Raw genomic sequence first — 13,930 nt, 5'->3', positions numbered from 1 at the left:
GCCTACGCCCCCTCTTTCTGCGCCCCGAATGTGTCGCGGACCCGGTCCGCCACCCCGACCGCGCTCGCCTCGAAGGTGAAGCCCTGCTCGAAGCGGTAGCTGCGGCGCACGTCGACCGGGTCGATACCGTTGATGGCGGCCTTGGCCAGGCGCAGCAGCTCCCCGTCCTTGGCGGCGATCTCCCGCGCCAACTCCAGTGCCGCATCCAGGAGTTCGGCGCGCGGCACGACCCGCCACACCGAGCCGTGCGCGTGCAGCTCGGCCGCGGTCGCCGTGCGCGAGGTGTAGTACAGGGCGCGCATCAGGTGCTGCGGGACCAGCCGGGACAGATGCGTCGCCGCGCCCAGGGCGCCACGGTCCAGCTCCGGCAGCCCGAAGGTGGCGTCCTCGCTCGCCACGATCACGTCCGCGTTGCCGACCAGACCGATCCCGCCGCCCAGACAGAAGCCGTGCACCGCCGCGATGACCGGCACCTCGCACTCGTACACGGCCGCGAAGGCCTCGAAACAGCCGCGGTTGGCGCCGACCAGCGCGCTCGGCCCCTTCGCCTGCAACTCCTTGATGTCCACACCCGCGTTGAAGCCCCGGCCCTCGGCGGTGAGCAGCACGCAGCGCGTACGTGGGTCACGTCCTGCCGCGCGCACGGCCTCGGCGAGGGCGAACCAGCCCTGCACCGGCAGCGCGTTCACCGGTGGGAAGTCGACCGTGACGATCGCGATGCCGTCTTTTTCGGGCCCCTTTTCCGGGGACGAGGTGGAGACACCCATGCGCGCATCAGCTACCTTTCCACCAAACGTTTGTTAGGTGGAGGGTAGCGGCGATGGATCTGAACGGGAAGGTCGCCGTCGTCACAGGCGGCACCCGAGGTGTCGGGGCCGGGATCGCGCGGGCCTTCGTCGAGGCCGGCGCCGAAGTGGTGGTCTGTGCGCGCAGACCGCCCGAACAGCCCCTCAAGGGAACGGAGTTCGTCCCCCTCGACCTGCGGGACCCGGACGCCGTACGGGAGTTCTTCGCCGGCCTGCCCCGGCTCGACGCGCTCGTCAACAACGCGGGCGGCGCACCCTACCGGCCGCTCGACCAGGCCCCGGTGGAGTGGCACGCGCGCGTGATCGAGCTCAACCTCACCACCGCGCTGGGCGCTTCGCTCGCCGCGTACGAGCAGTTGCGGCGGGCGCGCGGTGCCGTCGTGATGATCGGCAGCGTCAGCGGCGGCCGGCCCTCGCCCGGCTCGGCGGCGTACGGCGCGGCCAAGGCCGGTCTGGAGAGCCTCGCCCGCTCGATGGCCGTGGAGTGGGCGCCGGAGGTGCGCGTCAACACCCTCGTCGTCGGCATGGTCCGCACCGAGCTGTCCCATCTGCACTACGGAGGCGAGGACGGCATCGAGGCGGTCTCCCGCACGGTGCCGCTCGGCCGGCTCGCCGTGCCCTCCGACATCGGCGCGGCGGCCGTCTTCCTCGCCTCCGACGCGGCCGCGTACATCAGCGGGGCGAGCCTGCTGGTGCACGGGGGCGGGGAGGCGCCGGCCTTTCTGGACGCGGCCACCGCCAACAAAGAGACCTCGGTCCCGATGAAGCAGGCGTCAACTCCCCAGAAGGAGGCGTGAGATGAGCGGAATCTGTCACGGCCGGGTCGTCGTCGTCACCGGTGCCGGGCGCGGGCTCGGCCGGGCCCACGCGCTCGCCTTCGCGGCCGAGGGGGCACGGATCGTCGTAAATGACCTGGGAGTCGGTCTGGACGGGTCACCGGGCGCGGACAGTCCGGCCGCGCAGGTCGTGGCCGAGATCCGCGCGGCCGGCGGCGAGGCGATCGCCCACGGCGGTGACATCGCCACCACGGAAGGCGCGTCCTCCCTGGTCGCCGCCGCCCTGGAGGCGTACGGCCGGCTCGACACCCTCGTCAACAACGCGGGCTTCCTGCGCGACCGGATGCTCGTCAACCTCGACGAGGACGACTGGGACGACGTCGTACGCGTCCATCTCAAGGGGCACTTCCTCCCGCTCAAGCACGCCGCCGCGCACTGGCGGGCCGAGGCCAAGGCGGGCCGGGCGCCGACCGCGCGGATCGTCAACACCAGTAGCGGAGCAGGGCTGTTGGGGTCGGTCGGGCAGGGGAACTACAGCGCCGCCAAGGCCGGCATCGTCGGGCTGACCCTCGTCGCCGCCGCCGAACTCGCCCGCTACGGCGTCCAGGTCAACGCCATCGCCCCCGCGGCGCGCACCCGCATGACGGAACGCACCTTCGCCGAGACCATGGCCGCCCCCGACGCCGGTTTCGACGCGATGGCCCCCGAGAACGTCTCCCCGCTCGTCATCTGGCTCGGCTCGGCCGCGAGTGCCGGGGTGACCGGCCGGGTCTTCGAGACGGAGGGCGGCCGGATCACGGTCATGGAGGGCTGGCGGTCGGGGCCGAGCGCGGACAAGGGGGCGCGATGGAGCCCGGCGGAGGCGGGGGAGACGGCGCTGAAGCTCCTGGCGGAGGCGGGGGTGCCGGGGGCGGTGTACGGAGCGTAGGGGGCCGCCGAGGAGGGCCGGCTGCGGAGTCCTGCCTAGGTGTCGCACTCCAGCACCGTCCGGCACAGCCCGCACCGGGCCCTGACCCGCCCCTTCACCGGCACCCTGATCCGCTGATGGCAGGTCGGGCACGGGAACGACACCCGGAGCGGCCCGTGGCCGTCGGACGTGCCGTCCGGCGTGAAGGAGTACGAGACCGCCGAACCCGCGGAGCCCGACGCGGAGCCCGATGCCGGGCCGGTGTGGTGGACCTGGGCATGCCGCCGGTCGCGCGCGTACCGGCGCCGCCCCGCCCACCCCGCCGCCGTCAGCGGGGGCTGCTGTTCGTCGTTGCGGGCCTTGGTCATGCCGCGGGTGTAGGCCTCGTAGGCCTGGGGGCTGGTGAACCAGATCGACGGGTCCTCTCCGAAGACCAGGGCGCGCTTCGCGAGGACGTAGCCGAACTCCTCCGGCGTGAGGTAGCCGAGCTTCTGCGAGGAGGCCGCGTCCTCCCGGTACGCGTCCAGCAGCAGCCAGCCGGCGCCGAGATACGTCGTCGCCGTGTCCGTGAGGATCTCGTTGTCCCGGGTGCCGGGGAAGGAGAGGTCGAGGCGGTGCAGGTAGACGTGCATGACCTCGTGGGCGAGGGCCGCGCCGATGTCCCGGCGGTGGGTGCGGAACCGGTCGTTCAGCTCGATGAAGTACTCGGGTCCCGCGGCGAGTTCGACGTTCGCGGCATGGGTCATCTCGCGGAAGCCGACGATCATCCGGGCGTCGGGCAGGCGGTAGTGCCGGACCAGTTCGCGGGCCACGCGCTGGGCGCCCAGATGCAGGTCGTCGGTGTCGGCGAAGGCCACGTCGGCGGGGAGCACGCTGGTCGAGAAGGTCTGGACGGTGTCGTACGACAGGCGCTTGTAGAGCGCGGTGACAGCGGCGCGCACCGTCTCCAGGTGCGGGTAGCCGTGCTCGACCGGACCGTCGTTCGCCACGTCCGACCCCCTTCAGACGCCCTGAACCCGATTCCACTCTACGGGGAGGCGAACCGAATCCCCGTGGGCGGCTTCCGCGGCCCGGACGGACGGGCCCCCTTTGTCGACCCCCCTTGTCAAAGGGCCTGTTCGATCTTCATAATGCGGGCCGCCCAACTTGCCACGAAAGGATCCACGTTGACCTCCACCCCGCCCAGGAGAACCCGCTCGGCCCTGAGGCTCAGAGCCGCGGCCGTCGGTGTCGTCGCCCTCGCCGCGGCCGGCCTCCAGCCCGTGAGTGCGCAGGCCGCGCCCTCGCCCGTCGTCGGAGGAACGCCCGCCGGGTCGAGCGAGTTCCCGTTCATGGTCCACCTCTCCATGGGCTGCGGCGGAGCGCTCTACAAGAAGGACGTCGTGCTGACGGCCGCCCACTGCGTGGCGGGTTCCGGGACCAACACCGGCATCACCGCCACCGCCGGGGTCGCCGACCTCACCTCCGCCGCCGCGATCAAGGTGAAGTCCACCAAGGTCAAGCAGGCCACCGGCTACAACGGCGTCGGCCGGGACTGGGCGCTGATCAAGCTGGCCCGCCCGATCGACCTGCCCACCCTGAAGATCGCCACCGACACGCGGTACAACCGCGGTGTCTTCACCATCGCGGGCTGGGGTGACACCAAGGAGAACGCCAACACCGGCTCGACCAAGCTCCTCAAGGCGAACGTCCCCTACGTCCCGGACTCGCAGTGCAAGTGGTACTACGGGAACGAACTGGTGCCCAAGCAGGAGCTGTGCGCCGGTTACCCCCAGGGCGGCGTCGACACCTGCCAGGGCGACTCCGGCGGACCCATGTTCCGCAGGGACGCGGCCGACAAGTGGGTCCAGGTCGGCATCGTCAGCTGGGGCGACGGCTGCGCCCGCCCCGGAGTGGCCGGCGTGTACACGCAGGTCAGCACCTTCGCGGCCGACATAGCGAAGGCGGCGAACGCCCTCTAGGGCCTTTGAGGGGCCTTTAGGGGCTTTCGGGGGCGACTGCGGGAGCCGCCGCCTCCTGGACGGGCCGCAGTCGAATCCCCTCCGGCGCCGCCTCCTCCGTCTCCAGCACCCACACCTCGTTGACGCCCTCCCGCAGCACGGGCCCGGGCACGTACAGCGAGTGCTGGGGGCCGACGGACCAGTAGCGGCCCAGGCAGAATCCGTTGATCCACGCGAACCCCCGGGTCCAGCCCGGCAGTTCGAGCCGGGCGTCCCCGGCGCCCCGCACCTCGACGGTGCCCCGGTACAACCCCGGGGCACCGTCCCCCGGCAGCTCCCCGAAGGGCACCGGCCCGACGTCCTCCAGCGCGTCCAGGCGCAGCCCACGCGCGCGTACGTCGTGCAGGAACTGCCGTTCGTGCAGCAGCCCCCCGGTGATGCCCTTGGGTTCCCCGGAGCGCGGCCCGTAGTTGACCCGCCCCAGGGACTCCACCCACAGCTCCACGCGCGCGTGCCCGGCGACGGGCTCCTTCAGCCGCTCGTCGCCCTCGGCCAGCACCCCGGCCCGCTCCCCGTCGACGTACACCACCGCCAGATCGCGCAGCCCGCGCGCGGTCAGCGGGTACGGCTGCCGAGGCCCCGGCACGGTCACCGAGTACCGCACGAGCCCCCGGTCCACGCCCAGCTCCTCGAAGGTCGGCGGGACGGGCGCGGCGACCTCGGGGCCGCCGAGCGTGTCCAGTACGACGTCCAGGGGCGCCCAGCCGGTCAGCCGCGCGTCGGTGTCCGCGGCCAGCCCCGGAGGCGCCGGCGGGGGCTCGGGCAGCGGCCCGTCGGCGTACTCGGCGAGCACCTCCCTGAAGCGCCGGAACTTCTCCGTGGGCCTGCCGTACTCGTCGATCGGCGCGTCGTAGTCGTAGGACGTCACGTCGGGCTCCAGCGGGCCCTCGTGCAGGGCGCCGCCGCCGCGGTTGGCGCCCGCCCAGCCGCCGAAGCTGGTGCCGCCGTGCGCCATGTAGAGGTTGACCGAGGCACCGCACTCCAGGATCTCGCGCAGGGCCTCCGCCGCGTCGCCGGCGTCCCGCACGACATGCTCGCCGCCCCAGTGGTCGAACCAGCCGCACCAGAACTCCATGCACATCAACGGCCCTTCGGGACGGTGCTCGCGCAGCGTCTCGAACGCCTCGCGCGCGTGGGAGCCGAAATTGACCGTGGCGAGGACACCGGGGAGCGAGCCGCCGGTGAGCATGTGGTCCTCCGGGCCGTCCGAGGTGAACAGCGGGACCGTGATGCCGCTCGCCCGCACCAGCTCGGCCAGCCGCTCCAGATAGGCCGCGTCGGAGCCGTAGCTCCCGTACTCGTTCTCGACCTGCACCATGATCACCGGGCCGCCCCGGTCGATCTGCCGGTCGGCGATCCCGGGCAGCAGCGCCCCGAACCAGCGCTCCACATGCGCCAGGAACCGCTCGTCACGCGTGCGTGCGCTTGCCCCCAGCTCGCCCGTCACCCAGTGCGGAAGGCCGCCGTTCTCCCACTCGGCGCAGATGTAGGGCCCCGGGCGCACGATCGCCCACAGCCCCGCCTCCCGGGCCGCGTCCAGGAAGCGGCCGAGGGCCTCTACGTCCTTGGGGCGACCGGGACCTGGCTCGTGCAGGTTCCACGGCACGTACGTCTCCACGCAGTTCAGGCCCATCGCCCGCAGCATCGCCAGCCGGTGGCCCCACTGCGCCTCGTGCACCCGGAAGTAGTGCAGCGCGCCGGACAGCAGCCGCACCGGCCGCCCGTCCAGCAGGAAATCCGTGTCCCCCACCGTGAACTCGCTCATGCGCCCAGCCTCACCCCTGGCGGCGATCACCGTCCATGGACAAAGATCGCCGCTACTTGGACTGCTCGGACCGGAGAGGGCCGCCGCGATGTACCACACCTGGATGCGGTTCTTCACGCCCGGACCGGCCCATCACCGGCTCGGCCTGGTCTGCCTCGGCGTCGGCCTCCAGTACGGCGCCCTGCCCACCGTCGGCCCCCGCACCCTCGACCACCACGTGGCCGTCGTCGTCAACGCGGGCACCGGCTGGTACCTGAGCCCCGACGGCCGCCGTACGATCGTCACCGCGCCCGCCCTGCTGTGGCTCACCCCGGGCGTCCCGCACCACTACGCGCCCGACGACGGGACCGGCTGGGACGAGGGCTTCGTCGACTTCACCGGGCCCGCGACCGCCACGTACACCGAACTCGGCTACATCGAACCGGACCGGCCCGTGGTGCCCCTCTCGGACGCCACGGGCGCGCGTGCCGTCATCGGCCGCATGGCGCGCGCCGCGCGCCGCGACAACCCCCTCCTGGAGGTGGAGACCGGCGCCGCCGTGCACGAACTCCTCGTCGCCCTGCGCCGGGCCCGCGCCGACCTCGCCCCCTCCGGCGAGGCCGTCCTCAAGGCCCTCGCCCGCGACGCGTGTCTGCCGCTGTCGGTCGCCGACCACGCGGCCAAGCACGGCATGACCCCGGCCGAACTGCGCACCGCCGTCCGCCGCGGCGCGGGGTGCAGCCCCAAGGACTACCTGCTCGGCATCCGCCTGGCCCGCGCCAAGGAGCTGCTCGCCACCACCGGACTGCCCGTCGCGGCCGTCGCCCGCCGGGTCGGCTACGACGACCCCGCCTACTTCTCCCGCCTGTTCACCCGCCGCGTCGGCATGGCTCCGGTCCGCTTCCGCGCCCAGCAGTTCCGGGCCGTCCCCGGCGGCTGGAGCAACCAGGTGCCGGACCCCGCCGATCCGCCGGTGATCGGGCGGAACCGGTGAACCCAGGTCACGTAGGGTGGACGCCCATGACCACCAGCAACACCGGTACCGGTGACGTCGACCCCGCCGTCCGCGAGGAGCTCGCCCGGCTGCGCGACAGCATCGACAACATCGACGCGGCCGTCGTCCACATGCTCGCCGAGCGCTTCAAGTGCACCCAGCAGGTCGGCGTCCTCAAGGCCGCGCACCAACTGCCGCCCGCCGACCCGGCCCGCGAGGCCCGCCAGATCGAGCGCCTTCGCACGCTGGCCGAAAGCGCCAAGCTGGACCCGGCGTTCGCTGAGAAGTTCCTCAATTTCATCATCGGCGAGGTGATCCGCCACCACGAGCGCATCGCCGAGGACGTCGTGAACGGCTCCCCGCGCGCGGGGAACTGACCTCGGACGATGTCCGGAGGATGCCTGGGGGGCCGTGACAGACGGGCCCGGGCGGTGCATGCTGCTGTGCACTCCTTGTCAGCCGACGGACACACCCCGTCAGCGACCCGCACCTAAACTGGTGGACCACGCGGGAGGGACACCGGGCCATGCCGTCGGACGCAAAGATCCTCATCGTCGACGACCACGAGGACACGCTGTACGCGCTGGAGAGCGCCCTGGCACCGCTGGGCTACCGGCTCGGCCGCGCCACCAGCGGCGACGAGGCGCTCAAGCAGGTCCTGCGCGGACAGGTCGGCCTCCTGCTGCTCGACGTCCGCATGCCCGGCGTCAGCGGCCTGGACGTGGTGCGCTACCTGCGCCGCCTGGAACAGACCCAGCACATTCCGGTCATCCTGCTCACCGGCTTCGGCGCCGACCACGAACTGACCGCCACCGCCTTCGCCCTGGGCGTCGCCGACCTCGTCATGAAACCCGTCGACCCCTGGTCCCTGCGCACCAAGGTCCGCTACCTGTACGACACCCACCAGCGCCACCTCGCCCTGGAGAACGAGGTCCGCGAACTGCGCGCCCTGGTCAAGGACCACGATCCCGACCCCGCCACCGCACGCCCCGCCCGCCCCCACCCCGACCCGCACGTCCCGCCGCAGCGCGACGGCGAGCAGCAGCCGACGGCACAGGAACGGACATAGCGGGGCGCGAATCGGCGTACCGGACGTAGGACGCGTACCGGCCCTCCTCTGTGCCTTGTCGGTGCCATCAGGCAGCATGTCCTGCATGTCCGTACTCACGCGCGACGAAGCGCAGACCCGTGCCAGGCTCCTCGACGTCCAGCGGTACACGATCGACCTCGATCTGACCGTCGGCGACGAGCACTTCGACTCCCGGACCGTCATCCACTTCACGGCCCGCGCGGACGCGGACACCTTCGTCGAGCTCAAGCCGGCCGAACTGCGCACGGTCGTCCTCGACGGACAGCCCCTCGACCCGGGGACACTGGCGGAGAACCGGCTCCCGCTGAGCAGCCTCACCGAGGGCGAGCACGAGCTGGTCATCGACGCCGTCATGAGCTACTCGCGCACCGGCGAGGGCATGCACCGCTTCACCGACCCCACCGACGGCGAGACCTACCTCTACACCCAGCTGTTCATGGAGGACGTCCAGCGCGTCTTCGCCGCCTTCGACCAGCCCGACCTCAAGGCCGTCTTCGAGCTGACCGTCAAGGCCCCCGAGGGCTGGACCGTGCTGGCCAACGGCATCGCCGAGGACCTCGGAGAGGGCCGCTGGCAGGCCGCCCCCACCCCGCCGATCTCCACCTACCTCGTCGCCGTCGCGGCCGGCCCCTGGCACTCCGTGCGCACCGAACACCGCGGCCTGCCCTTCGGCATCCACTGCCGCCGCTCGCTCGCGCCGTACCTCGACGTGGACGCCGACGAACTGTTCGAGATCACCCGGCAGTGCTACGACCGCTACCACGAGAAGTTCGAGGAGCCCTACCCCTTCGACTCCTACGACCAGGCGTTCGTCCCCGAGTTCAACGCCGGCGCCATGGAGAACCCCGGACTGGTCACCTTCCGGGACGAGTTCGTCTACCGCTCCGCCGTCACCGACACCGAGCGGCAGACCCGCGCCATGGTCATCGCGCACGAGATGGCCCACATGTGGTTCGGCGACCTCGTCACGCTGCGCTGGTGGGACGACATCTGGCTGAACGAGTCCTTCGCCGAGTACATGGGCTACCAGACCCTCACCGAGGCGACCCGCTTCTCCGACACCTGGACCGACTTCGGGGTCGCCCGCAAGTCCTGGGGCTACGACGCCGACCAGCGCCCGTCCACCCACCCCGTCGCCCCCGAGGCCGTCGACGACACGGCCGCCGCCCTCCTCAACTTCGACGGCATCTCCTACGCCAAGGGCGCCTCCGCACTGCGCCAACTCGTCGCCTGGCTCGGCGAGAAGGACTTCCTGGCCGGCATCAACACCCACTTCGCCCGCCACCGGTTCGGCAACGCCACCCTCGCCGACTTCATCGACTCCCTCGCCTCCGCGACCGAACGTGACGTGCACGCTTGGGCCGACGCCTGGCTGCGCACCACCGGCGTCGACACCCTCACCCCGGTCGTGGCCCCCGGCGACGACGGCACCTGCGCCCTCACCGTCGAGCACGCCGGCAGCCGCCCGCACCGCATCGCCGTCGGCCTCTACGACCAGGACCCCGCCGACGAGGCCCGTCGGCTCGTCCTGCGCGAGCGCCTCGACCTCGACATCCCGCAGTCCGCCCCGCTGCCCCTGGGCAAGCGGCCCGCGCTGCTCCTGCTCAACGACAGCGACCTGACCTACGCCAAGGTCCGCTTCGACCCCGAGTCCTTCCAGGCGGTCCGCTCCGGCCTCTCCGGACTGCCCGACCCGCTCACCCGCGCGGTCGTGTGGAACGCGCTGCGGGACTCGGTCCGAGACGGCCAACTCCCCGCCACCGCCTACCTGGACGCGGCCCGCGCCCACCTCCCGCGCGAGACCGACCTCGCCCTCGTCCAGGGCGTCCTCGCCTTCGCCTCCGCCCAGGTCACCGACCGGTACATCACCGCGGAGGCCCGCCCGGTCGCCCTCGCCACCCTCACCGACCTGTGCCGCGACCTGATCCGCCGCACCGAGGACGGCGACAACGCCGGCCTGCGGCTGATCGCGGTCCGCCACTTCATCGACGTAGCGGCCCAACCCGAGACCATCGCCGCCTGGTTGGCCGAGGGCACGGTGCCCGGCGGCCCGGACCTGGATCCCGAGCTGCGCTGGCGGGTCCTGGGCCGGCTCGCCGTCCTCGGTGCCACCGACGAGGCCGCCATCGCCGCCGAACTCGACCGCGACCCCTCCGCCACCGGCCAGGAGGGCGCCGCCCGCTGCCGCGCGGCCCTGCCCGACCCCGAGGCCAAGCGCCGCGCCTGGGACGCGATGTTCGCGGGCGACGACCTCTCCAACTACCTCTTCACGGCCACCGCCCAGGGCTTCTGGCAGCCCGAACAGGCGGACCTCGTACGGGAGTACGTCCCGCGCTACTACGAGGACGCCGTCGCCGTGGCCGCCCGCCGGGGCCCCGCGATCGCCGTCGCCGTCGGCCGCTGGGCCTTCCCCGGGTACGCCGTCGACACGGAGAACCTCCGGTTGGGCGAGGAGTGCCTGCGCGACGCCGACCTGACCCCGGCCCTGCGCCGCCGGCTGGTCGACGAACTCGACGACCTGGCGCGGGCGTTGCGGGTGCGGGAGGTCTAGGGCCTGTCCGGCGGACAGGCCCTGGCCGCCGGTACACGAGAAATGGGCAGTGGGGTGGGCCGGGGCAGGAATCGGCCCACCCCGACACGTTTTCCCCGTACGGAAGTACCTTCTTTCGGGTTTGAATCGTTGAACTTTTCGGGCGCGCCATCGCATCCGCGTACAAGCTGGAACTCCCTCTGTCCGGCGCCCCGGAGGTCACCTCATGAGCACGCCGCCTCTCGCCTCAGGTCCCGAAGGCCCCCGCGCCCTGCGGCCTCTGCTGGACACCGTGCTCGACGCGCTGCGGGAGGGCACGCGCGCGAGGGGCGGGCCGCTGCCCTCGGGCGGCCCGGACGCGGTCGCCGCGCGGGTGCGGGAGGTGGTGGGGGACGTACTGCCGGACGACGGCGATCCGGACGCCCTGCACGCGCTCGTGCGGTTGCTCGCCGAAGGGGCCGCCGACCCGGCCGACCCGCTGTGCGCGGGGCATCTGCACTGCCCGCCGCTGGCCGTCGCCACCGCCGCCGACCTGGCCGCGAGCATCCTCAACCCGTCCCTCGACTCCTGGGACCAGGCCCCGGCCGCCGCCGAGTTGGAGGCCCAGGTCGCCCGGGAGCTGGCCCTGGAAGCCGGCGCCGCCGACGCCCTCGTCACGACCGGCGGCACCGAGTCCAACCAACTCGCCCTGCTGCTCGCCCGCGAGACCCAGGGCGCCGACGTCCGGCTGGTGTGCGGTGCCAACGCCCATCACTCGCTGGCCCGCGCCGCCTGGCTGCTCGGACTGCCCGAACCGGTGATCGTGCCCACCCCCGCCGGCACCCTCGACCCCGCCGCCCTCGACGCGGCCCTCACCGCCCTGTCGGGCCCCTGCCTGGTCGCCGCCACCGCCGGCACCACCGACGCCGGGCTCATCGACCCGCTGCCCGAGATCTCCGGCCTCTGCTCGGCCCACCGCGCCCGCCTGCACATCGATGCCGCCTACGGGGGCGGCCTGCTCTTCAGCGACCGCCACCGCGACAAGCTCGCCGGTCTGGAGCGCGCCCACACCATCACCCTCGACCTGCACAAACTCGGCTGGCAGCCGGTCGCCGCCGGGCTCCTCGCGGTACGCCACCCCCGCGACCTCGCCGCCCTGAACCAGCGCGCCGACTACCTCAACGCCGACGACGACACCGAGGCGGGCCTGCCCGACCTCCTCGGACGCTCCCTGCGCACCACCCGCCGCCCCGACATCCTCAAGATCGCCGTCACCCTCAAGACCCTCGGCCGCAGCGGCCTCGGCGCGCTCGTCGACCAAGTGTGCGACCGCGCCCGCGAGTTCGCCGCCCTCGTCCGCGACCACCCCGGCTTCGAGCTCCACGACCGGCCCACCATCAGCACGGTCCTGTTCCGGCCGGGCGGGGCCACCGACGACGCCGTGGCCGCCGTACGCAGGCGCCTCCTCACCGACGGCCGCGCGGTCCTCGGCCGCGCGCGCACGGCCGACCGCCTCTGGCTCAAGGCGACCTTCCTCAACCCGGCCACCCGGTCCGCCGACCTGGCCGCGCTCCTCAAGGTCGTCGAAGAACTCGTAGAGACACCCGCGGAAGGAAACACCCCCCGATGAGCACCACCCCCAACCCCCCGCACCCCGAACCCGACGCGCCCCGTGACCTCGTCGGTATCGGCATCGGACCCTTCAACCTCTCCCTCGCCGCGCTCGCCCATCCGCTCACCGAGCTCGACATCGCCTTCTACGAGCAGCGGCCCGCCTTCGGGTGGCACTCCGGCCTCCTCATCGACGGGGCCCGGATCCAAGTCCCGTTCCTCGCCGACCTGGTGAGCCTCGCCGACCCCGCCAGCCCCTGGTCGTTCCTCAACCACCTCAAGAGCCGCGACCGGCTCTTCCCGTTCTACTTCTCCGAGCGCTTCCACATCCAGCGCGCCGAGTACGACGCCTACTGCCGCTGGGTCGCCGAGAGCCTGCCCGGACTGCACTTCGGTCACCAGGTCGACGCCGTCCGCTGGAACCCCGAACGCGACGTGTTCGAGGTCGACTTCACCCAGCTCGACGCCGACGGCGAGGCCGAGGCGCTCGGGCGGACGTACGCGAAGAACATCGTGCTCGGCGTGGGCACCGAGCCGTACGTCCCCGAGCCGCTGAAGCCGCTCGTCGAGGCGCCCGCCGTGCCCGTCGTGCACGCCGCCGACTATCTCGCCCACCGCGAGACGGTGCTGGCCGCCGAACACGTCACCGTCGTCGGCTCGGGACAGTCCGGCGCCGAGGTCTTCCTCGACCTGCTGCGCGCCCGCCCGGCCGGCCGCGAGGGACTGCACTGGATCGGCCGCACCGAGGCCTTCGCGCCCATGGAGTACTCCAAGCTCGGCCTGGAACACTTCACGCCCGACTACACCCGCTACTTCCAGGCCCTGCCCGAGGGCGTCCGCGACCGGCTCGGCACCACCCAGTGGCAGCTCCACAAGGGCATCGACAACGACACCATCGCCGCCATCCACGAGGAGCTCTACCGCCGTACCCTGCACGGCGGTTGGCCCGACGCCGTGCTCACCCCGGGCGTCCGCGTCCGCACCGCGGGCCGGATCGGCGCCACCAAGGTCGAACTCCACCTGGAACACATCCAGCAGAACACCCGCTCCCGCCTCACCACCGACGTCGTGGTCCTCGCCACCGGCTACCGGGAACGCCCCCTGGACCGGATCCTCGCCGGCATCGACCCCTATCTGCGCCGCGACAGCCGCGAACGCCCGCGGGTCGACGAGCAGTTCAGGCTGGTGACCGATCCCGCCGTCACCGGCTCGGTGTACGTCCAGAACGCCGAACGCCACACCCACGGCGTCGGCACCCCCGACCTCGGCCTCGCCGCCTGGCGCAGCGCGACCATCCTCAACTCCCTTGCCGGGAAGGAGACCTACTCCCTGCCGACCCGTACGGCCTTCACCACCTTCGGTCTCGACCAGCGCCAACCGCACATCCCGCAGGCCCGCCAGGCCCAGGTCCTCACCCCGCTCGTCGAGGGGACGTGACACCGACGGCGCGGTGACACCCGCGCGAAACGGCACCGACGAAAGGCCGCAAAAGG

General features: G+C 72.5%; 12 protein-coding genes. 9 read left to right on the top strand and 3 right to left on the bottom strand.

Annotated elements, in window-relative coordinates; genetic code table 11:
* Positions 1-2: 2 nt before the first annotated feature.
* Positions 3-767 (bottom strand): enoyl-CoA hydratase family protein, encoded by a 765-nt coding sequence (locus tag ACIP6U_RS38170; RefSeq protein ID WP_401727297.1) that lies wholly within the window; start codon positions 765-767, stop codon positions 3-5.
* 53 nt (positions 768-820) lie between these two features.
* Between ACIP6U_RS38170 and ACIP6U_RS38165 the strand changes: the two genes are divergently transcribed.
* On the top strand, positions 821-1,603 hold the full coding sequence (locus ACIP6U_RS38165; protein WP_401727296.1) for an SDR family oxidoreductase: 783 nt from the start codon (positions 821-823) through the stop codon (positions 1,601-1,603).
* A 1-nt stretch (position 1,604) separates the two neighbouring features.
* Positions 1,605-2,510: an SDR family oxidoreductase gene (locus tag ACIP6U_RS38160; RefSeq protein WP_401727295.1), complete on the top strand. Its 906-nt coding sequence runs from the start codon at positions 1,605-1,607 to the stop codon at positions 2,508-2,510.
* Between the two features lie 35 nt (positions 2,511-2,545).
* Here the strand turns inward: ACIP6U_RS38160 and ACIP6U_RS38155 are convergent, their stop codons facing one another.
* Positions 2,546-3,478 carry a hypothetical protein gene (locus tag ACIP6U_RS38155; protein ID WP_401727294.1) on the bottom strand — a complete coding sequence of 311 codons (933 nt, stop codon included), beginning with the start codon at positions 3,476-3,478 and terminating at the stop codon, positions 2,546-2,548.
* A gap of 177 nt (positions 3,479-3,655) precedes the next feature.
* On the opposite strand from ACIP6U_RS38155, the gene ACIP6U_RS38150 reads away from it, so the two are divergent.
* A complete protein-coding gene (locus ACIP6U_RS38150; protein ID WP_401727293.1) occupies positions 3,656-4,450 on the top strand; it encodes a S1 family peptidase in 795 nt (264 codons plus the stop codon).
* A gap of 16 nt (positions 4,451-4,466) precedes the next feature.
* On the opposite strand, the gene ACIP6U_RS38145 is transcribed toward ACIP6U_RS38150, so the two are convergent.
* Positions 4,467-6,254, bottom strand: a complete 1,788-nt coding sequence (locus ACIP6U_RS38145; protein WP_401727292.1) for a beta-galactosidase family protein — start codon at positions 6,252-6,254, stop codon at positions 4,467-4,469.
* Between the two features lie 88 nt (positions 6,255-6,342).
* Here ACIP6U_RS38145 and ACIP6U_RS38140 point away from each other — a divergent pair, with 88 nt between their 5' ends.
* The 6 genes from ACIP6U_RS38140 (at position 6,343) to ACIP6U_RS38115 (ending at position 13,874) form a co-directional block, all read left to right on the top strand.
* Positions 6,343-7,227 (top strand): helix-turn-helix domain-containing protein, encoded by an 885-nt coding sequence (locus ACIP6U_RS38140; protein WP_401727291.1) that lies wholly within the window; start codon positions 6,343-6,345, stop codon positions 7,225-7,227.
* Positions 7,228-7,253: 26 nt separating this feature from the next.
* The gene (locus ACIP6U_RS38135) at positions 7,254-7,604 is read left to right on the top strand and encodes a chorismate mutase (protein WP_401727290.1); all 351 of its coding nucleotides are present in this window, start codon (positions 7,254-7,256) and stop codon (positions 7,602-7,604) included.
* 149 nt (positions 7,605-7,753) lie between these two features.
* Positions 7,754-8,296, top strand: coding sequence for a two-component system response regulator (locus ACIP6U_RS38130; RefSeq protein ID WP_401727289.1), 543 nt, complete (start codon positions 7,754-7,756; stop codon positions 8,294-8,296).
* Between the two features lie 85 nt (positions 8,297-8,381).
* Positions 8,382-10,868 (top strand): aminopeptidase N, encoded by a 2,487-nt coding sequence (gene pepN / locus ACIP6U_RS38125; RefSeq protein WP_401727288.1) that lies wholly within the window; start codon positions 8,382-8,384, stop codon positions 10,866-10,868.
* Positions 10,869-11,073: 205 nt separating this feature from the next.
* A complete protein-coding gene (locus tag ACIP6U_RS38120) occupies positions 11,074-12,456 on the top strand; it encodes a pyridoxal phosphate-dependent decarboxylase family protein (protein ID WP_401727287.1) in 1,383 nt (460 codons plus the stop codon).
* A complete protein-coding gene (locus ACIP6U_RS38115; RefSeq protein ID WP_401727286.1) occupies positions 12,453-13,874 on the top strand; it encodes a lysine N(6)-hydroxylase/L-ornithine N(5)-oxygenase family protein in 1,422 nt (473 codons plus the stop codon). Before ACIP6U_RS38120 ends, ACIP6U_RS38115 begins: the two co-directional genes overlap by 4 nt.
* Positions 13,875-13,930 lie beyond the last annotated feature (56 nt).

The sequence above is a fragment of the Streptomyces sp. NPDC088794 genome (genome assembly GCF_044750545.1).
Taxonomy (GTDB): domain Bacteria; phylum Actinomycetota; class Actinomycetes; order Streptomycetales; family Streptomycetaceae; genus Streptomyces.
This window is presented reverse-complemented; position numbering and strand designations above follow the sequence as displayed.